We start from the raw sequence: 19,955 nt of genomic DNA, 5'->3' as shown, positions 1-19,955 counted from the left end.
TTGAAAGGCGGCGTATTGTGGCAGGTGTCAAAGCCGGCCAGAACCTCACAAGGAGCAATACGCCTATGAAGAACGATACACAGATCCTGCCGTTCCACCAATCGGAAACGATCGTAGATCCGTTGACAGAGCTTGCACGGGAGGGTGCCCGCCGGATGTTGGCGGAAGCGCTGAAAGCCGAAGCTGATGCATTTGTCGCCAGCTTTGCAGATGAACAGCTGGAGGATGGCCGCCAGCGGATTGTGCGGCATGGATTTGGCCCTGAACGGCAGATCCAGACCGGCATTGGTTCTCTGGATGTCCAGCGGCCCAAGGTGCGCGACCGGCTGGCAACACCTGATCCGTCCAAAAAAATCCGCTTTACATCGAACATACTGCCGAAATGGGCGCGCCGCTCGGTAAGCTTAGATGCCTTGTTGCCGGTGCTTTATCTGAAAGGCATTTCAACGGGTGATTTTCAAGAAGCGCTGTCAGCCATTATGGGCACCGACGCGCCGAACCTTTCGCCAAGCGTCATTTCGCGACTGACGGCTGGATGGCAGGCACAATATGACACCTGGACCCGGCGTGATCTCTCTGCTCGTCACTATGTCTACATCTGGGCCGATGGCGTCTATCTTCAGGCCCGGATGGAAGAAAATGCCGAATGCATGCTGGTGATCATCGGTGCAACACCGGAGGGCAAGAAAGAATTGATCGGCTTTCAGGTCGGTCTGCGGGAGAGCGCACAGAGTTGGCATGAGTTACTGAGCGACATAAAAAGTCGTGGGTTGTCCGTCGCACCGGAAATTGCGGTTGGTGACGGGGCCATGGGGTTTTGGAACGCGCTGGACAGGGCATTTCCAGGCACAAAACACCAACGGTGTTGGGTGCATAAGGTGAAGAATGTTCTGAATTGTTTTCCCAAGCAGATGGCACCGGCTGTGAAGTCAGATCTGGATAACATCCAGCACGCAGGGACGCGCAAAGAAGCAGAAGCGGCGCTGGCAGTGTTCTCTGAGAAATATGAGGTCAAATATCCAAAGGGCGTTGCATGTCTAATCAAGGATCAAGACGCGATGCTCGCATTCTTTGATTTTCCGGCGGAACATTGGGGCCATCTACGCACTTCAAACCCTATAGAAAGCGTGTTTGCCACCGTCCGACACAGAACGGTTCGTACCAAAGGCGCACTGTCGCAAAAAACTGCAAAGCTGATGGTTTTTACCCTCATTCAGGCCGCATCAAAGAAATGGTTGAGGCTCAAGGGTAGAAACCAGTTGCCAAAAGTCATCGATGGCATCAAATTCAACGACGGTGTCGAAGTGACCGGTGACACCGAAAACCACGCCGCCTAATGATGCGCGTCACCCAAATTCAAGCATAGCTCTGGGTCTTTCGGCGAATACCGTCTCGCGGCTCAAACGCGATTGGGCAAAAGAGTACGATGATTGGAGAGACGCTGCGTTTGGTGACGAGCCAATAGTCTACGTCTGGGCTGACGGCGTCCACAGCGGCCTTCGGGGCGAGAATGACAAGCTCTGTGCCCTTGTTATTATTGGGGTTACGGCCCGTGGCAAGAAACGGTTTCTGGCGATTGAGGATGGCGTGCGCGAGAGCACTCAAAGCTGGCGCGAGGTTTTGCTCAAACTTCAAAGCCTAGGAATGAAGGCACCTAAACTGGCCATCGGGGACGGTGCGATGGGGTTCTGGGCTGCCATGGATGAGGTGTTTCCTGAGACCCGCCATCAGCGCTGCTGGCAACACAAAACGATGAATGTTCTCAACTGCCTGCCCAAGCTCTCTCAGCCAAAAGCCAAAGCCGCGATCCATAATATTTGGCAAGCTGAGACTAAAGCTGATGCCCAAAAGGCATTTGATCTGTTCATCAAAACTTACGAGCCCAAATATCCAAAGGCGGCGCTGTGCCTGCAAAAAGACCGCGAGGAGCTTATGGCATTCTTCGACTTTCCTGCTCAGCACTGGCAGAGCATCCGAACTAGCAATCCAATTGAATCGGTTTTCGCAACGATCCGGCACCGCACAAAACGCTCAAAGGGCTGTCTGTCACGCGATGGCATGTTGCACATGATGTTCAAGCTGAGCCAATGCGCCGAACAAAACTGGAGAAAGCTACGCGGCTTTGACTACCTCGCCAAAGTCATTACCGGCGTCACATTCAAAGATGGAATTGAAACCACAAACCCTGACCAGATCGCTGCATGACCCAAAAACCTCAAACACCAGATTTGACAATAGCTCACAGCCATGTTTATACTCCAACGAAAGGCTTATCCCCTTTGCTCCGGCGGCACCTGATGTAGTGCGAAGCGGCTTGCCAATCTAGAATGTTCTGGTATTGTTCTTCCCATGCCAGCCAGATGGAAAAACGACAAACCCATGTCCCGCCCCGCGTTCGACGCCAGGTTTTCTGATGAGGAAGCGTGTTCGCATTATCTGGTGGAACATCGTTGGCCTGAGGGCTTCGTCTGTCCTTCCTGTGGCACCTGCAAGGGCTGGCCGTTAAAGCGAAATCGCGCGACTTGGGAATGTGCCGGTTGCGCACGGCAGACATCCGTGACGGCTGGCACGGTAATGCACAGCAGCCATTTGCCGTTGCGAATTTGGTTTCTTGCCGCGCACATCATCACCAGCCATTCCAACGGCATGTCAGCGCTGCAACTTCAGGCGCAACTTGGCCTTGGCAGCTACAAGACGGGTCGCCATCGTCGCTCGGACCGATGGCGCTTCTCGGCGACCTCCTCTTGCAAAAGCTGCGGCGGTCGATGGTCAACCCTGACCGCAACCCCCTGAAAGACCTTGTCGAAATCGATGAAACAGAGATGCCGTTCCGGTCCCGGCATGATCCCGAGGACCGGCCAAAGGGTGGGCGCAGCCCGGTTGGAAAGATGTTTGTCGTCTGTGCCGTCGAGTTATCAAGTGACGGACATCCGCGCCGTATCAGGATGAAACACATTCCCGACGGCGCGTCAAAGACGCTGCACGGGTTCATTGGTCAGGCTGTAGAGCCTGGCGCTCACATCATCACGGATGGCTGGCTCGGTTACGAAAATCCTCCTGCAAACACGCATGAGGCAAAGGTCGTCAGCGGCAAGAAGGCACACGACATACTCCACTGGGTCCACCGCGTGTTCTCCAACCTAAAAACGTGGGCAAAAGGCGTCTTCCACGGCCTCAGAAAGTGCCATCTACAACGCTATCTCGACGAATTCGTGTTCCGCTGGAACCGACGGCGACACATGCGAAGCGCCTTCGACACGCTGCTGGGGATCGGTGTTGGTCTCGGGCCAGCGACATATCGTGATTTTGTTGAACAGCGCGCCTGAAGGGCCTCGTTCACGGCAAAAGCCACGCCCTATAAACCCACCAGACGTTACAAACTGATCCGATCCGCCTCTAAAGCCACAAGGGCAAGATTCTGCGCCGCGTCAACATGTGGGGCAACCGAACTAAAAGGGATAAGTCTTCTCCAACGATTAAATCATAAGTGTCTGAAGTCAGCGTCTCAGAAAATCCAATAGGCCATCGATATTTCGACTCAGAAAGTATTATTAATAGCGTCTATACTCCCGCGCCTGAATTGACCTGAGGTTTTCCCCTCAAATCACTTTGTATTCCTTGAGCGATATGACGCGGAAGTTGTCGGTGACGGTGTCGCGAAACTCTGGCCATTTTTCTGGCAGGGTCTTGCGGAAGAAGTCGAAAATGGCCTCTGTGAATTGGTTGAACGTTGCATAGTGCCGATTGTGGGTGACCCATTTGTGCATAACACCCCAAAGACGCTCGATCGGGTTGAGGTGCGGGGCATATGCTGGCAAGAAATGCAACTTCACCCGACGTTCTGGGCTGTCCAGCCATGGCTGTAGTATCTTGGCATGATGATAGCGGGCATTGTCGACAAAGACGTGGATGGCCGTCTTGGTTTGGTTGTTGCGTTCCAACTTTTCCAGCATCTGTCGGGTTGTCTGGGCATTGATCTTCTCGCCTTCCACAAAGGTGAACTGGAAAGTCTCAAGGTCAAGCGCGCCCTGAATGTTGAGCCGCTTGCGCCCTGATGTCGCCTTCAGGGCCGTCTTTTGTCCCTTGGGGAACCAACCATGGGCGGGGCGGCTCTGGTGTTCGGGGTGGACAGCGTCCGAAAAGACAACCATCTCATCTGCGGCCAACCCGTTCATCAGGGCCTCATATTTGGCAATAAACGCAGCCTGCTTGGCTTCATCGGCCTGTGCAGGCAGCAATTGTGGTTTCTTATACGCGAACCCCAGGCGGCGCATCAGCTTGGCGGCTCCCGACGTGCTGTAGTTTTGGTCGCACTCGGCTAGAACATAGGCACAGACCTCATCGGCATTGCGGGCAGGCTGCGCGGTGAAATGGGCTCTCACCGCCTGCTCTTGCACGACGGACAAATGACCCTGACGCTGGCTGTAGTCCTTCAGACCGAAAAACGATAGTCCCGCACCGGCAAAGGCTAATCGCCACTCCGTCAAAACTGTCGGGCCAATATCCAAAATCCGGCAAACCGTTCCGGCGTCTTCTCCTGCGTCCAAAAGAAGAAACGCGCGCGCCCGTTTCCAAACAAGGGCGTCAACTTTGCGGCGGCGGCAAAGCGCTTCAAGTGCTATGCGCTGCTCGTCGGATAAGGAGACTGTTTTGTATTGCTTGCTCATAAACTCAAAATACAGACTGAACCGCCTTTGGCCATGCGACGAAGTGAATCGCAGGCCCAAAATCGTCAGGTCAATTCAGGCGCAGGAGTATAGTGTATTTAATTTGGCGCTTATAAAACTTTAGAACTACAATCAGGTGGTCATACTTTGCTTTCTATCAGCACAAATATAAGCGCATTAATGGCATCAGCCGAGATCAGCTCAATAAATATTGCTATGGAAGATTCCATGGAGAGGATGTCGACGGGCAAACGGATTAATGGTGCAAGGGATGATTCCGCAGGATTGGCTATCAGCTCAAGGTTAAATTCTAGTTTGATCGGGCTTAGGCAAGGCATTAAAAACGCCATGGATGCCTCAGCCTTGTTGAACACAGCTGAGGGTGCTCTGAATGAAGTCGAGAACATTGTACAAAGCATCAGAGAGATATGGGTCCAGGCGGCAAACGACACTAACTCTGCGGCTGACCGAACTAACCTAAATACTCAAGCTCAGCAGTTATTGGTTGAAGTGGACCATATAGCCCGCAGCACCGCCTGGGCGGGTCAGAACCTGTTGGATGGTACATTTACAAATAAGACTTTTCTTATAGGGAGCGAAGCTACTGATGCAGATAAAATCACGATCTCAATAAATATACCGAGCTTTGTCGAACTGGGCGTTGATTACTCAGTAGAAGTCACTTCAGCGACAGCTAGGACACACATTTCTGTTCTTGATGAAGCGATGCAAGTCCTCAACTCTCTTAGGGGTGAACTTGGCGCGTCAATCAACCAAATCAGCCATGTAATAGAAAGTAATACAAATGCGGCTAGTAACTTAGCTCAGTCTATATCTCGAATAGATGACGCTGATTATGCAGTTGAGGCCACCTCTCTTGCTAGATTTCAAATTCTTCAACAAGCGGCCACAACCATACTTGCACAAGCCAATGCTTCAAAGCAAAATGTTGTGACCCTTATACAAGGGTAACTGCTTGGATTCAAACATCAAGTGCAACGGTTGATTTGAAGGCCGCGATTTCGTCGGCCATGGCTTCAGCGGGTGTTCTCCAACCGAGAGTTTTTCTCGGACGGTTGTTCATCAGGTTTGCAACGTCGTTCAGCCATGTTTGGCTTGCACCGTTCAGGTCAGCTTGGATTCAAACATCAAGTGCAACGGTTGATTTGAAGGCCGCGATTTCGTCGGCCATGGCTTCAGCGGGTGTTCTCCAACCGAGAGTTTTTCTCGGGCGGTTGTTCATCAGGTTTGCAACGTCGTTCAGCCATGTTTGGCTTGCACCGTTCAGGTCAGTTCCTTTGGGCATGTACTGACGCAGCAGTCCGTTGGTGTTCTCGTTGCTGCCACGCTGCCAAGGCGCATGCGGATCGCAGAACCAGATATCGATCTTCAACCGTCTGGCGAGTTCGGGGTGGCAGGCCATTTCGGAGCCGCGGTCGTAGGTCATGCTCTTGCGCAAAGCAGCGGGTAGTCGTCTCATCTGGCGGGTGAAGCTGTCGAGCGCGGCCTCGGCCCCATTGCCGTCCATTTTGCAAAGAATGACAAAGCGTGTCTTGCGCTCGACCAAGGTCCCCACTGACGAGCGATTGAATGCGCCCTTGATGAGGTCGCCCTCCCAATGGCCTGGTACCAGTCGCGCTTCGATCTCTTCAGGGCGATTGATAATGCGCAATGATTCCGAGACCATAGCACTGCCCGCCGCTGTCCTGCGCTTGAGCCCACGCTTAGGCTTCGCTTGACGCAACGCCTCGATCATCGCCGCCTTCAGCCCACCACGTGGCTGCGCGTAAATCGCGGCATAGATGGTCTCATGGCTCACATGGGCGGATGGATCATCAGGCTTCATGAGACGCAGTCTCTGCGCAATCTGCTCAGGCGACCAGTGCAGATGTACGAGCTTGCCATGAACAAAACGATAAAGATCGCTCCCCTCCACAAGCTTGCGCTCGCGGCGGCAGCGCGCACGCCGGGCATCATAGGCCTGCCGCGCCGCTTGCGGGCAATAGCTGCCGTCTTCCTGCCGACCTCGCGCCAGCTCACGGCAGATCGTGCTCGCCGGGCGATGCAAAAGCTGGCCGATCAACCGCTGACTGCTGCCCCTATTATGCTCGGCTAATATCACGCCACGGTCCTCGCTGCTGAGGTGCTTGCTTCGTATGTCCATCACAACATCCTATGCCCAAAGGGCTCTGAGTGTTGCATTTGAAACTTGAGCCTAAGCAGTTCCTTTGGGCATGTACTGACGCAGCAGTCCGTTGGTGTTCTCGTTGCTGCCACGCTGCCAAGGCGCATGCGGATCGCAGAACCAGATATCGATCTTCAACCGTCTGGCGAGTTCGGGGTGGCAGGCCATTTCGGAGCCGCGGTCGTAGGTCATGCTCTTGCGCAAAGCAGCGGGTAGTCGTCTCATCTGGCGGGTGAAGCTGTCGAGCGCGGCCTCGGCCCCATTGCCGTCCATTTTGCAAAGAATGACAAAGCGTGTCTTGCGCTCGACCAAGGTCCCCACTGACGAGCGATTGAATGCGCCCTTGATGAGGTCGCCCTCCCAATGGCCTGGTACCAGTCGCGCTTCGATCTCTTCAGGGCGGTTGATAATGCGCAATGATTCCGGGACCATAGCACTGCCCGCCGCTGTCCTGCGCTTGAGCCCACGCTTAGGCTTCGCTTGACGCAACGCCTCGATCATCGCCGCCTTCAGCCCACCACGTGGCTGCGCGTAAATCGCGGCATAGATGGTCTCATGGCTCACATGGGCGGATGGATCATCAGGCTTCATGAGACGCAGTCTCTGCGCAATCTGCTCAGGCGACCAGTGCAGATGTACGAGCTTGCCATGAACGAAACGATTAAGATCGCTCCCCTCCACAAGCTTGCGCTTGCGGCGGCAGCGCGCACGCCGGGCATCATAGGCCTGCCGCGCCGCTTGCGGGCAATAGCTGCCGTCTTCCTGCCGACCTCGCGCCAGCTCACGGCAGATCGTGCTCGCCGGGCGATGCAAAAGCTGGCCGATCAACCGCTGACTGCTGCCCCTATTATGCTCGGCTAATATCACGCCACGGTCCTCGCTGCTGAGGTGCTTGCTTCGTATGTCCATCACAACATCCTATGCCCAAAGGGCTCTGAGTGTTGCATTTGAAACTTGAGCCTAAGCTGTGCCAGGCCGTGAATTGGTGCCACAGTTCAAACACGCAGCCATTATTAATCCCCTCAAATATAAAAGTTCACGAAATAGAACTCACTAGCCTCTTAACGAGAGTTATTCACCAGTTTAGCAATGTTAGCAGAAATCTCAGTCAGCAATCCCAAGAGTACTGCACTAAAGCATCCACCTATAAACATCATCATGGCTAGGAAGGTGTCTCCATCTGCGGCAATCACAAAGGTAGCAATGAGTGTACAAATAAATGTCAGTGCAACAATTACCCAAGCTAATGATGTGAAGGCTGTTGCTGCGGTTGTCGAACCCTCTGATACAGTGTGACTGAATGATTTAATATTCTCTGGCGTAGTGGGTGTTTTGACTAATGAAACGCTCATGGGAACGTCTTTAGAAGGACTAAGCCAAGCTACGTGGCAGGTTCCACAGCGCCCATCGGGTTTCTCATTTAGATAATTAAGTTCTTGCCACAGTCGATACGAAGCACGGGCCACAGAGAGTGCATCCAAAGTTCATAAGGATTATGGTACAAGGAGAACTCTAATGTCATTGCTGGAGGATATGCTCAAGATTTTCCCTGTAACTGACTGGGGTTATTACGAAGAATAGCAACCACAGGACCTCAGCAGCCACTCACAGGCCAATATAGCTTCACACAGAGTCATTAGCGCATTTTGGCACCCCGTAGCAGCAAATCGACACAACGACCACCTGATGACCTATAGGCAGGCTAAACTCAACTCTTCCTAGTAATGATAGATAGGAGGACTACTGCTGCTCTCCAGATAAGGGGGCTACTGTTACTGCTCTCTAGGTAGATGACTACTGTTGCTGCTCTTCAGGTAGTTTACCTATCCAGTATGTCTCATGGAAGTTGTCCCTCCTGAAGTTCATAAACTTGAGTATTCTATCTGAGTATTGTTCTGTCTGGTTGGTCATAGCTAGAACATCGTTAAAGGTCTCAAGATATCTACTTCTATCAACTGACTGCAGAGTTATTGTCAAATCTGGTGTTTGAGTATTGTTGGTCATGCGGTGATCTGGTCGGGGTTTGTGGTTTCGATTCCGTCTTTGAACGTGACGCCTGTGATGACTTTTGCGAGGTAGTCAAAGCCGCGTAGCTTCCTCCAATTTTGCTCAGCACATTGCCCCAGTTTGAACATCATGTGCAGCATGCCATCGCGTGACAGGCAGCCCTTTGAACGCTTGGTACGATGCCGGATCGTCGCGAAGGCCGATTCAATTGGATTGCTAGTGCGGATGCTTTGCCAATGCTGCGCCGGGAAGTCGAAGAATGCCATGAGTTCCTCACGATCTTTTTGCAGGCATAGTGTGGCCTTGGGGTATTTGGGTTCGTAGGTTTTGATGAACAGATCGAACGCCTTTTCTGCATCGACTTTGGTCTCGGCCTGCCAGATGTCGTGCAGCGCGGCCTTGGCTTTTGGCTGAGACAGCTTGGGTAAACAATTGAGCACGTTCATCGTTTTGTGTTGCCAACAGCGTTGATGGCGGGTCTCAGGATAGACTTCGTCCATGGCCGCCCAAAACCCCATGGCACCGTCCCCGATGGCCAGTTTGGGCGCATTCATGCCTCGGCTTTTGAGGTTAAGCAGAACCTCGCGCCAGCTCTGCGTGGACTCGCGCACCCCATCCTCAATTGCCAGAAATCGCTTCTTGCCACGGGCAGTTACCCCAATAATAACAAGGGCACAGAGCTTGTCATCCTCGCCCCGAAGGCCGCTGTGAACGCCGTCGGCCCAGATATAGACGTGGGCTCGTCATCTAACTCAGCGCCTTTCCAAGCCTCGTATTCATTGGCCCAATCGCGTTTTAAACGCGAAACCGTATTAGCCGATAAGCCAACGGCATCTGGGCCCAGAAGAACCTTGAGGGCGGGAGCCATCTCGCCGCTGGAGATCCCTTTGAGGTAAAGCCATGGCAAGGCCGCTTCCAGCGTCTTCGTGCGGCGCACATAGGGCGGCACCAGGGCAGACCGGAATGTCACCGGTGTGCCGTCCTTGGACCGAACCTTTGGAATGCGCACGCTCACAGGGCCAATGCCCGTTTGAAACGGGCGGGCCGGATGATGTCCATTACGCACGACTGCCGCGTGACCGGCATCGGTGCGTAAGCCGGTAAATTGCGCCAAATAACTGACAAGCTCAGCCTCAACTGCTGTCGCGATCAGTTGTTGTGCTCCCGTTTTCAGCAACTCCGTCAACGCGTCCGTCATCTCGTCTCGACGCGCAAAATCAACAATGTTAGTAGTTCCCATGGTGGTGTATCTCCTTTGGTTGGGCTGCTGTCTTCCAACAACAATTCAACCAGATACGCCGCCAACCTTCAAACCACTCAAACACCAGATTCAGTCATAGCTCACCGCAGCTACGGCAAAACCCGAAATTTTTCATGAGTTATGACGCGGAAATTGTCTGAGACTTGGCTTCGGAAGGTTTTCCACTCATTTTGGATGGTTTCGCGAAAGAATTTCAGGATCGCATTCGCGAACTGTTTTTGTGTCGTGTGATATCGATTGTGCGTCACATGTTGATGCATGACCGCCCATAATCGCTCGATCATTGCTGACAGGCGATTGCGCAGCAATCTGCCGAGAAGGGGGTGTCAACGGCAGAGTAAAAGTGAGCCAAAGGTCAGCGCAAAATGTTGCCACTTTGGGGTTGGGACAATCAGCGTATAGACGAGCGCCAGCATCCGGGCAGCCGCGCTTGTCATATAGCTGGCGTTTGCCCGGATGCTTTGGCCCGTCAGGGCCAATCTATGCTGATTGAGGTTCAGGTTTTGGGCGTTGCCTGACGCGCCTTACTCTGACCAAGGCGGTAGCTTTCGCCATTCATCTCTAGGATGTTGACGTGGTGGGTCAGGCGGTCGAGGAGTGCGCCTGTCAGGCGTTCTGACCCAAATGTTTCTGTCCATTCGTCGAATGGCAGGTTGCTTGTGATTAGCGTGGATCCGCGCTCGTAGCGTTGGGAGATCAATTCAAACAGCAGCTCAGCGCCGGTTTTGCTCAGTGGCACAAAGCCCAACTCGTCGATGATCAGCAGCTTGTAACCCACCATCTGCTTTTGAAGCCGTAGCAGTCTGCGTTCGTCTCTGGCCTCCATCAGCTCATGGACGAGTGCGGCGGCGGTGACAAATCCAACGGACATGCCTTTCTGGCATGCTGATAGGCCAAGGCCCAAGGCGACATGGGTCTTGCCGGTGCCCGAGGGGCCAAGCGAGATGACATTCTCACGCCGTTCGATCCATTCGCAACGCGCCAACTCCAGCACCTGCATCTTGTTCAGGGCGGGGATCGCCTTGAAATCGAAGCTGTCCAGACTTTTAACGGCTGGGAACTTTGCGGCTTTGATCCTGCGCTCGATCATCCTGCGTTCCCGGTCAATCATCTCCAGTTCGATTAGACGTGCAAGGAATTGCACATGGTCCAGTCCCTCGGCTGCGGCTTGCTTGGCCAGTTTGCTGTATTCCCGCAGAACGGTCGGCAGCCGCAGCGATTTGAGGCGGTGGTCCAGAAGGATTTGGGGAGCTTCAGTCATGCTGATTGCCCCCGCATCAAGGACATGTAACTGGCTGCAGATGTTGTGCCGACATTGGCCTTGGGCAGATAGGGATAGACATCCAGATCCAGCTTGGGTGGCCGCTGCTCGACTTGGCAAAGCACAAGATGTTTGACGGCATCAAAGCCAATTGCGCCCATGCGCAGCGCGTTTTTGATGGCGATGTGCAGGTCCCCCATCTCGAAGGTCTCCAGCAGCCGCAAGACCTGTACATACTCACGCCGCCCCGCCTTGATCATTCGGGCTTCCATCAAGCGGCGCAGGGTCGCAAATTCGTCCGGCAAGTCCCAGCCCGCCAAAGGGGCGGCTTGATCCAATGCGCCCGCCTTCTGCTCCAGCAGGGGCAAGTAGTGGATCGGGTCAAAGACCATGTCTTCGCGGTCCCAGCACCTTGGGTGGCGGGAAATGACGTCGCCACCACAGCCAATCACAACCTGATCGACATAGCCGCGTAGCCAGACGTCACGATGGCTATAGGCAACCGGAACGGAATAATCGTTGGTTTTATAGCGCACCAATGCTTGCGAGTTCACTTGGCCGCTGGCCTGATCACAGGCATCGAACGGAGATGCTGGCAGATCCATCATGGCCTCAAGATCGCGGGCCAAGCGTTGCCCGATGCTGTCGCTATGCCCGCGCAAGACATCGTTCTGGCGCTTGCGGCATTGCTCTTCCAGCCAAAGATTGAATGCCTCCCACGTGGCAAAATGAGGGATGGGCACCATGAAGTTGCGCCGGGCATATCCGACCAGACCCTCAACGGCGCCTTTATCGTTGCCCTTGCCCGGGCGACCATAACGATCCTGGATGAAGTAATGCGACAGAAACCCGCTGAACAGTTTGGTCCGCTTGCGTGAACCGTCTGGCAGGATCTTCGCAACAAGGCACCGGTCGTTGTCGTAGAGAACCGACTGCGGCACCCGCCCGAAGAAGGCAAAGGCATGGACATGGCCATCAACCCAGGCCTCGGAGACCGCTGCAGGATAAGCACGCACAAAGCATGCGTCGCTGTAGGGCAGATCCAGTGCAAAGAAATGTGCCTTCTGCTCCACACCGCCGATCACGACCATCGCTTCGCCAAAATCCGCCTGAGCGTGGCCAGGCGCATGTGCCAGTGGGACAAACATCTCTCGATGGTGGCGGCCATGTTCCCGGACATAGTTCTTGACCGTGGTTTGCCCGCCTCGAAATTGATGCTCGTCCCGCAGACGTTCAAAAATGCGCTTGGCCGTGTGGCGTTGCTTACGGTTCCGGCTGAGATCGTCTTGCAGCCATTGATCAATGAAGCCGGTAAAGCCATCAAGCTTGGGCCGCTTGATCTTCGCAGTTCGTTGATATCCGGGCGGAACCGAAAAGCTCATCATCTTCTTCACGCTCGCGCGCGATATCCCAAAATGAACGGCTGCTGCTCGTTCGCTCATGCCACCTCGACGTGCGAGGCGGACCTTTCTGTAAAGTTCCACGCTGAAAATACCCCCGCCCTCCCTGAAAACAGAAAAGACTAAAGTGGCAAAGTTTTACTTTGCCTGCAGCAAGATAATCCTGCCACTTCCGTGGCTCACTTTTGCACTGCCGTTCTCAATCAAGTTTGTCAGGGTAAATTTGGCTGTCGTGACCGAGGACTTGCCAGCAATCATCCGCATGTGAATTAGGGTCCCCCAAAATTACTGGCAAACGATTTTGATCAGGGGGGTATCCCGAGTCATCTACAAAATAAGAAAATATGTTAGCCACCAAGGATTGCTCCCCACGGCTTCTCTAGATTTTTACAAAAAATAATTCAGTGCAACGTTGGTGGTCAATGTAGGTGGTAGACCTCCACCAAACCCCTTATTTATATGACTTATAGGGTTGTGGCGGAGACGAAGGGATTCGAACCCTCGAACGGTTGCCCGTTACTCCCTTAGCAGGGGAGCGCCTTCGACCACTCGGCCACGTCTCCACCGATGCGTATAACCGCGCAAACATTAGGTTTACAAGGCCAAAAACAGATAACTTGGCTCATATCCAAAATGACCGATTTACCGGCGAATTGGCATGGAATGGCACCCATAGGCACACAATGTGGGCAAGATTTGGTCACTTCCCTTATCTGCAAAAGCGCGGTCAAAGCAACGAAGACCTTAAAGCACTTGTCTTGAGGCCTCTGCATAAGTCTGGGATTCCCCTGAAGGTTTAATTTTGCTATTTTAAAGCCATGCAGAAGCCATTTTCCACCCAACCCGAACTCTTCATTACCAGCGCTGATCTTGAGCATGCGAGCCTGCAAGGGTTGGACGGTGCCGAGGCGATTTTGGACTGGGTAAAGCTCGAACAAATCATGGCCGAAATCTATGCCAGCAAGACTGGCCGCCCGAGCTATCCATTGCTGACTTTACTCCGCGCGTCATTGCTGGGCATCTGGTATCGCTTGAGTGATGCTGAGCTGGCTCTGTCCCTGTTTCGCGATCTGTTGTTCAGGAAATTCTGTCACCTCGAATTGGGTGGGGATGCTTAGACTCAAGTTTCAAATGCAACACTCAGAGCCCTTTGGGCATAGGATGTTGTGATGGACATACGAAGCAAGCACCTCAGCAGCGAGGACCGTGGCGTGATATTAGCCGAGCATAATAGGGGCAGCAGTCAGCGGTTGATCTGCCAGCTTTTGCATCGCCCGGCGAGCACGATCTGCCGTGAGCTGGCGCGAGGTCGGCAGGAAGACGGCAGCTATTGCCCGCAAGCGGCGCGGCAGGCCTATGATGCCCGGCGCGCGCGCTGCCGGAACGTGTCAACGACTTTGAGACAGTGGCTTTTGGACTTTAGGCTTGGGTTTCTTCGGTTGGTTTTGGTGGGTTGATCCAGACGGCGGTCGGGATTTGAGGCGGTTTTGGTGGTTTGTGTACGAAGCGTTCGGGCGTGGCGAGGAATGCCGCGTCTAGTGTTGCTTGTCGCGCGGTGTAGATTTCTTGGGCCTGCCCAAAATGGATTTGGTCGGGCGTCATCAGACCAATCCCGGCGTGATGATGGTCTTGGTTATACCATGCAAAGAACCTGCGGCAGAATGCGCGAGCCTGCTCGATGGTTTCAAAGTTCTTGGGGAACTCTGGCTGATATTTCAGTGTTTTGAAGTGGGCTTCGGAGAACGGGTTGTCGTTTGAGGTGTGGGGCCGACTGTGGAACTTGAGCACACCAAGATCAACCAGCATCAGGGCTGTCGTCTTTGCCTTCATGGGCCCACCGCGATCTGCATGCAATGTCAGCTGATCGCGTGGAACCTCGTGTTTTTCCATCGCGTCGATGAACAGCTCTTTGAACTGGCTGGCGCTCTCCGCGTGCTCGACGCGCCAGCCAACAACGCGGCGGCTGAAGATGTCGAGGATGACATAGAGATAGAAGTAGGACCATTTCACCGGGCCCCTCAGCTTGGTGATGTCCCAAGACCAGACCTGATTGGGGGCTTCAGCTAGAAGTTCAGGCTTTTGATAGACGGGATGTGTGCGCTGTCGGCGGCGTTCGCCAACTTCGCCCTGCGCGGCCAATATCCGATACATCGTGCGGATTGAACACAGATAGGTGCCTTCATCCAGCAAGGTGGCAAAGACCTCTGTGGGCGTCTGATCCGCAAAGCGGGGTTCGCGCAGGTGGTGCAATACCTGGTCTCTTTCCCTTTCCGGCAGAGCCCGCGAAGACGCTGCGCGCGGTGGGCGTGTGCGTGGTGGTGCCGTCAGCGCCGCACGCTGTCGAAGAACGCTCGCGCGCGATAATGATAGCGCGGCGCAGACAGCCGAGGTCAAGCCGCTGCCGGTGGGCAATGCAATCGCGACGGCCATCATGATTTGCCGCTGCGCTCTTGCGTCTGCTCCATCTCGTCCAGAAGTCCCGCCACTTTTTTTTGGATGGCAATGATGGCTTCCGCCTGATCCAGACGGCGCCGCAAGGCTGTCACCTCACGGTTGGCCTTGGTCAGCTCAGCTTGCAATGGATTGGCAGGTGCCTTTTGTGGGCCACGGCGCATTGGCTGCAATGCACCCAATGTGCCGGCCGCCCGCGCACGGCGCCAATCGGTCAGTGCAGAGGAATAAAGCCCCTCCCGCCGTAGAATGGCGGAAACCCCGCCAGTGTCTGCCACTTGGTCCGTCTCATCCAGAATGCGCAGTTTGTATTTGGCTGTGAAGTTGCGTCGCTTCGGGATGCTCGTCAGTTCCGCTGTGGGAGCCAACGGCGCATTAACAACGCGGGGAGGCGACGTTGGGGCCAAAACGGCTCCAGATCCAGCATCTGGCGAAAGTGGTGATTGTGAAGGCATAACCATGGTTCTTCTCCTACGCCCTCAAGTGTAAACTTTAGCCAGTCAATTGTCTCACGCTTATTGGCACGGAGGGCCCGGCGAGCACGATCTGCCGTGAGCTGGCGCGAGGTCGGCAGGAAGACGGCAGCTATTGCCCGCAAGCAGCGCGGCAGGCCTATGATGCCCGGCGCGCGCGCTGCCGCCGCAAGCGCAAGCTTGTGGAGGGGAGCGATCTTTATCGTTTCGTTCATGGCAAGCTCGTACATCTGCACTGGTCGCCTGAGCAGATTGCGCAGAGACTGCGTCTCATGAAGCCTGATGATCCATCCGCCCATGTGAACCATGAGACCATCTATGCCGCGATTTACGCGCAGCCACGTGGCGGGCTGAAGGCGGCGATGATCGAGGCGTTGCGTCAAGCGAAGCCTAAGCGTGGGCTCAAGCGCAGGACAGCGGCGGGCAGTGCTATGGTCCCGGAATCATTGCGCATTATCAATCGCCCTGAAGAGATCGAAGCACGACTGGTACCAGGCCATTGGGAGGGCGACCTCATCAAGGGCGCATTCAATCGCTCGTCAGTGGGGACCTTGGTCGAGCGCAAGACACGCTTTGTCATTCTTTGCAAAATGGATGGCAATGGGGCCGAGGCCGCGCTTGACAGCTTCACCCGCCAGATGAGACGACTACCCGCTGATTTGCGCAAGAGCATGACCTATGACCGTGGCTCCGAAATGGCCTGCCATCGTGAATTGGCGCGACGATTGAAAATTGATATCTGGTTCTGCGATCCGCATGCTCCCTGGCAGCGCGGCAGCAACGAGAACACCAACGGACTGCTGCGTCAGTTCATGCCCAAAGGAACTGACCTGAACGGTGCAAGCCAAACATGGCTCAACGACGTTGCAAACCTGATGAACAACCGTCCAAGAAAAACCCTCGGATGGAGAACACCCGCTGAAGCTATGGCCGACGAAATCGTGGCCTTTAAATCAACCGTTGCACTTGATGTTTGAATCCAAGATGTACCTGACGCCACTACCATTGGGCGCTTTCGGGCGAGGTTGATGGAACTGGGCCTGTGGGAGGTTTTACTGGGCGAAGTGAACCGCCAACTTGAAGCAAAACATATCATCATGACTGAAGGTCGCATCAATATCATCGATGCCACTCCGGTTGAAGCGGCGCAGTCAGGGTACGGCAAAGACGCCAATGATGAACCCACGCGCGACAAGGATGCGGGCTGGCACGTAAAGGCCGACAGTCGCGGTAATATAAAGTCCACCTACGGCTACTCGGTCCACACTGGCGTCGGCGAAGATGGCTTCATCCACCGCCAAACGGTCACACCAGGCAATGCCCATGACAGTACCGAACGGGACACGCTATTGCTGGGCGACGAGGCAGCGCTTTACGCGGATGCCGCCTATTCTTCGCAAGCCACACGCGAAAAATTGGCGCAGTTTGGTATTGATGATCAAGTGCAGCGCAAGGGCTATCGGGGCCACCCTTTGTCCAAAGCGGATTTGGTCCGCAACAAAGAGATTGCCGTGATCCGCTCCGGCGGCGAGCGCCCCTTTGCCACCTATAAATCCCGCTATGGATTAGCTCGAACGCGACTGATGGGGCTGGCTAAAAACCTAACCCTGTTCGGCCTGGCAGCCATCGCCCATAATATCGCGAAGGGGGCAAAGTTCCTGGCGCTCTACGGCCTGCCAGACCCGGAACCTACTGGATAAGTGCGACCAAAATCAAAAAATAACGCCTGAAACCCAACGCTACAGACTGGTCTTGTCCCGTTTGCGTTCCGGTCTCTCAACTCATTTATGCGGCCTTTCGCTCGAATGCCAAGGGGCTTTTGCCGCCTAATGATGAGTGGCGGCGGCGCGGGTTATAGAACCCATTGATATATTGGAAGATCGCGCCCTCGGCCTGACGGCGTGTGTCCCAACGATTGCGCCAGATCAGCTCAGCCTTGATGGATTTGAAGAACGTTTCAACCATGGAATTGTCATAGCAATTGCCCTTGCCGCTCATCGAGACCTTGAAGCCGTGCTTTTTCAGGCGCTTCTGATACGCGTTGGAACAATATTGCGAGCCGCGATCCGTATGGTGAATGCAGCATTCGGGCGGCTGGCGCAGTGCCACAGCCATGTCCAGCGCACGGATCGCGAGATCCTGTTTCATGCGGTTACTGACAGCCCAGCCGATGACGCGCCGGGAGTACAGATCAAGGATAACGGCCAAATAAAGCCACCCTTCACTGGTCCAGATATAGCTTATGTCACCGGCCCACTTCTGGTTCGGCCCATCCGCTGAGAAGTCCTGGTCCAGCAAGTTAGGCGCGATGTTGAACGTGTGATTGCTGTCCGTCGTTGCCTTATATTTCTGGGTTCTGATGGTCTTGATGCCATTCTCACGCATCAAACGGCCCACGCGACGGTGCCCAACCCGCAGCCCCAATTCCTGTAGCTCTTCGGTCATGCGGGGTCGCCCATAGCTTTGTAAACTGAGGCGATGTTGCTCACGGATGTGGGCCAAAAGCACCATATCATCACGTTGGCGCTGGCTCATCGGCCGCTTCCGCCAAGCGCGAAACCCACGCGATGTGACCTGCATAATCCGGCAGAGAAACTCTACTGACCAAACTTCTTTCCAGGCGTCGATAAAGGCGAACCTCACCGACTTTGGCCTGCAAAAAAGATCGCCGCTTTTTTTAGCACTTCCCTCTCCTCACGCACCAACCGGAGTTCTTTACGAAGACGGGTGTTCTCTTTCTCGACGTCATCGTGCGGCCCAGACATCAGATCCTCATGCTGATGTTTCTGAACCCACTTGTTTAGCGTCGAAAGGCCAACACCTAAATCTGATGAAACCTGCGGTCGCGTTAAACCGCTGCTGATCGCGATGCGTACTGCATCACGCCGAAACTCGTCTGTGTATCTCTTTGCCATTCCTTATCTCCTTCATAGCAAACATTGCTCGAAAGAGACCGGAACTAAACCGTGGCAAGACCAGACACCTAAGAGCGTAAACACAGGCAGCTTTTGGAAACACATGACCAACGGGAACCCAAACAACAGGTTATGCTGAGGTCTCGTCTTATGAATATCCCAGCTTTTGTGCGAAACAAGAGCCACCGATCAGCATTCTAGAGTGCTGATCGGTGGTGGTGGTTGGATCGGCAAACCCTTGGTTTTTGAGGACCGTAAACGAGTAGGATCAACCATCACCTTCGCCAAAGGCCTGAACGGCTACAGAGCGGCACAAAGCCCTCTAGGACAAGCATAGGATATGACGAAGATGACAGATGATACCATTGGGATCGATATTTCCAAAGCCACTTTGGACATTCACCGGCTAAGCGACGGGAAGACGATGTCGTTTAGCAATTGCCCTGTAGGATTTAAGGCGCTTTCCAGGTTCTGCGCAAAGACGGCAGTGGCACGCGTTGTTTATGAAGCAACAGGTGCCTATCACAGCGGGCTTGAACGCGCTTTGGGCGCACATTTGCCATTGGTAAAGGTGAACCCTTTGCAGGCGCGCCGGTTTGCACAAGCCCAAGGCTTGCGCGCAAAAACAGACGCTGTTGATGCCAAAATGCTGGCAGACATGGGGAATGCATTTGCATTAGAACCGGATGAGCCAGCAGCTGAAATTCAACACGATCTGAAAGAGTTACGCTCATTTCGGTCAGGATTGATCAAGGATAGAACCGGCATCATGAGCCGAATGAAAACTCAAACCCTGTCCATCACGCGCCGCCAAAGCAAAGCCCGTTTGGCTCAGGTAGATAAGCAAATCGCTGAAATCAATGCTGAAATTGAACGCTTGATAAACTCCAGCGATAAACTGGCGCACTCGATGAAAATCCTCCGCTCCATTCCAGGCGTTGGCGCTATCTGTGCTGCCACCATTTTGATAGAGATGCCCGAGATCGGGAGTATGGACCGGAAGCAGGTGGCCAGTTTGACTGGCCTAGCCCCGATGACGCGTCAATCGGGGCAGTGGCGCGGGAAATCATTCATTCAGGGTGGGCGGAAAATAGTGAGGGATGCACTCTACATGCCGGCCTTGGTAGCGATGCGACACAACCCAGACTTCAAGGCTAAGTATCAAGCCCTGATCAAAGCAGGAAAGCCCCCAAAGTCGCCATAACGGCACTCATGCGAAAGCTCATCGAACTCGCCAACGCTCTCATCAAAGCAGATCGAAATTGGGTGACAAAGGGGGCTTGATCAAGACGGATACTCGTTTCTATACAGATGCTGAACTACCAGGCTGATTTA

General features: G+C 54.2%; 11 protein-coding genes, 1 tRNA gene and 8 pseudogenes. 9 read left to right on the top strand and 11 right to left on the bottom strand.

The genetic code is table 11. The features are described 5' to 3' along the window. Window positions 1-65 precede the first annotated feature (65 nt). From OA238_RS05115 to OA238_RS05105, 3 genes and pseudogenes are all read left to right on the top strand, one after another. Entirely contained in the window at window positions 66-1,337 is a 1,272-nt protein-coding gene (locus tag OA238_RS05115) for an IS256 family transposase (RefSeq protein WP_015494350.1), read from the top strand. Between the two features lie 28 nt (window positions 1,338-1,365). After that, window positions 1,366-2,205 (top strand): annotated as a pseudogene (locus OA238_RS05110) (IS256 family transposase); the annotation flags it as partial. Between the two features lie 144 nt (window positions 2,206-2,349). Continuing rightward, window positions 2,350-3,326: pseudogene (locus OA238_RS05105) on the top strand (IS1595 family transposase). 273 nt (window positions 3,327-3,599) lie between these two features. Here the strand turns inward: OA238_RS05105 and OA238_RS05100 are convergent. Further along, complete coding sequence (locus OA238_RS05100) at window positions 3,600-4,667, bottom strand: IS630 family transposase (protein WP_015494349.1); 1,068 nt, start codon at window positions 4,665-4,667, stop codon at window positions 3,600-3,602. Between the two features lie 147 nt (window positions 4,668-4,814). Between OA238_RS05100 and OA238_RS05095 the strand changes: the two genes are divergently transcribed. Next, entirely contained in the window at window positions 4,815-5,639 is an 825-nt protein-coding gene (locus OA238_RS05095) for a flagellin N-terminal helical domain-containing protein (protein WP_015494348.1), read from the top strand. Window positions 5,640-5,649: 10 nt separating this feature from the next. Here the strand turns inward: OA238_RS05095 and OA238_RS31460 are convergent. The 8 genes and pseudogenes from OA238_RS31460 to OA238_RS05055 all read right to left on the bottom strand — a co-directional run. After that, window positions 5,650-5,799 (bottom strand): annotated as a pseudogene (locus OA238_RS31460) (IS30 family transposase); the annotation flags it as partial. A 9-nt stretch (window positions 5,800-5,808) separates the two neighbouring features. Next, window positions 5,809-6,831, bottom strand: a complete 1,023-nt coding sequence (locus OA238_RS05090; protein WP_015494347.1) for an IS30 family transposase — start codon at window positions 6,829-6,831, stop codon at window positions 5,809-5,811. 57 nt (window positions 6,832-6,888) lie between these two features. After that, window positions 6,889-7,761, bottom strand: a pseudogene (locus tag OA238_RS05085) (IS30 family transposase); the annotation flags it as partial. Between the two features lie 152 nt (window positions 7,762-7,913). Next, window positions 7,914-8,204 (bottom strand): hypothetical protein, encoded by a 291-nt coding sequence (locus OA238_RS31450; RefSeq protein WP_144055838.1) that lies wholly within the window; start codon window positions 8,202-8,204, stop codon window positions 7,914-7,916. A 648-nt stretch (window positions 8,205-8,852) separates the two neighbouring features. After that, a pseudogene (locus OA238_RS05075) lies at window positions 8,853-10,099 on the bottom strand (IS256-like element ISOan6 family transposase). Window positions 10,100-10,616: 517 nt separating this feature from the next. Continuing rightward, a complete protein-coding gene (istB, locus tag OA238_RS05065; protein ID WP_015494275.1) occupies window positions 10,617-11,381 on the bottom strand; it encodes an IS21-like element helper ATPase IstB in 765 nt (254 codons plus the stop codon). After that, window positions 11,378-12,865: an IS21 family transposase gene (istA, locus tag OA238_RS05060; RefSeq protein ID WP_044036328.1), complete on the bottom strand. Its 1,488-nt coding sequence runs from the start codon at window positions 12,863-12,865 to the stop codon at window positions 11,378-11,380. The genes istB and istA overlap by 4 nt, the downstream gene beginning before the upstream one ends. A 391-nt stretch (window positions 12,866-13,256) precedes the next feature. Then, window positions 13,257-13,344, bottom strand: a tRNA-Ser gene (locus tag OA238_RS05055). Between the two features lie 255 nt (window positions 13,345-13,599). Between OA238_RS05055 and OA238_RS05050 the strand changes: the two genes are divergently transcribed. After that, window positions 13,600-13,899, top strand: a complete 300-nt coding sequence (locus OA238_RS05050; protein WP_044036326.1) for a transposase — start codon at window positions 13,600-13,602, stop codon at window positions 13,897-13,899. 51 nt (window positions 13,900-13,950) lie between these two features. Continuing rightward, window positions 13,951-14,163, top strand: a pseudogene (locus tag OA238_RS29735) (helix-turn-helix domain-containing protein); the annotation flags it as partial. Between the two features lie 37 nt (window positions 14,164-14,200). Here the strand turns inward: OA238_RS29735 and OA238_RS05045 are convergent. Continuing rightward, a protein-coding gene (locus OA238_RS05045) for an IS3 family transposase (protein WP_085982732.1) occupies window positions 14,201-15,693 on the bottom strand; the annotation gives its coding sequence in 2 pieces (ribosomal slippage) (window positions 14,201-15,243 and window positions 15,243-15,693; 1,494 coding nt in all). Between the two features lie 74 nt (window positions 15,694-15,767). Between OA238_RS05045 and OA238_RS05035 the strand changes: the two are divergent. Both OA238_RS05035 and OA238_RS05030 read left to right on the top strand, forming a co-directional pair. Then, window positions 15,768-16,682, top strand: a pseudogene (locus OA238_RS05035) (IS30 family transposase); the annotation flags it as partial. Continuing rightward, window positions 16,683-17,405: an IS5 family transposase gene (locus OA238_RS05030; RefSeq protein ID WP_275450508.1), complete on the top strand. Its 723-nt coding sequence runs from the start codon at window positions 16,683-16,685 to the stop codon at window positions 17,403-17,405. An 85-nt stretch (window positions 17,406-17,490) separates the two neighbouring features. On the opposite strand, the gene OA238_RS05025 is transcribed toward OA238_RS05030, so the two are convergent. Further along, window positions 17,491-18,620 (bottom strand): IS3 family transposase gene (locus OA238_RS05025; RefSeq protein WP_085982731.1). Its coding sequence is split into 2 segments (ribosomal slippage): window positions 17,491-18,374 and window positions 18,374-18,620, totalling 1,131 coding nucleotides; the frame shifts between segments, so codons are not numbered across the junction. A 349-nt stretch (window positions 18,621-18,969) separates the two neighbouring features. Here OA238_RS05025 and OA238_RS05015 point away from each other — a divergent pair. Beyond that, window positions 18,970-19,904 (top strand): annotated as a pseudogene (locus OA238_RS05015) (IS110 family RNA-guided transposase). Window positions 19,905-19,955 lie beyond the last annotated feature (51 nt).

The sequence above is a fragment of the Octadecabacter arcticus 238 genome (genome assembly GCF_000155735.2).
Classification (GTDB): domain Bacteria; phylum Pseudomonadota; class Alphaproteobacteria; order Rhodobacterales; family Rhodobacteraceae; genus Octadecabacter; species Octadecabacter arcticus.
This window is presented reverse-complemented; position numbering and strand designations above follow the sequence as displayed.

Excerpts from the sequence above, each read along its gene's own strand:
- OA238_RS05115 (WP_015494350.1), top strand. The coding sequence starts at position 66 with ATGAAGAACGATACACAGATCCTGCCGTTCCACCAATCGGAAACGATC.
- OA238_RS05100 (WP_015494349.1), bottom strand. The coding sequence starts at position 4,667 with ATGAGCAAGCAATACAAAACAGTCTCCTTATCCGACGAGCAGCGCATA.
- OA238_RS05090 (WP_015494347.1), bottom strand. The coding sequence starts at position 6,831 with ATGGACATACGAAGCAAGCACCTCAGCAGCGAGGACCGTGGCGTGATA.
- OA238_RS31450 (WP_144055838.1), bottom strand. The coding sequence starts at position 8,204 with ATGAGCGTTTCATTAGTCAAAACACCCACTACGCCAGAGAATATTAAA.
- istB (WP_015494275.1), bottom strand. The coding sequence starts at position 11,381 with ATGACTGAAGCTCCCCAAATCCTTCTGGACCACCGCCTCAAATCGCTG.
- OA238_RS05050 (WP_044036326.1), top strand. The coding sequence starts at position 13,600 with ATGCAGAAGCCATTTTCCACCCAACCCGAACTCTTCATTACCAGCGCT.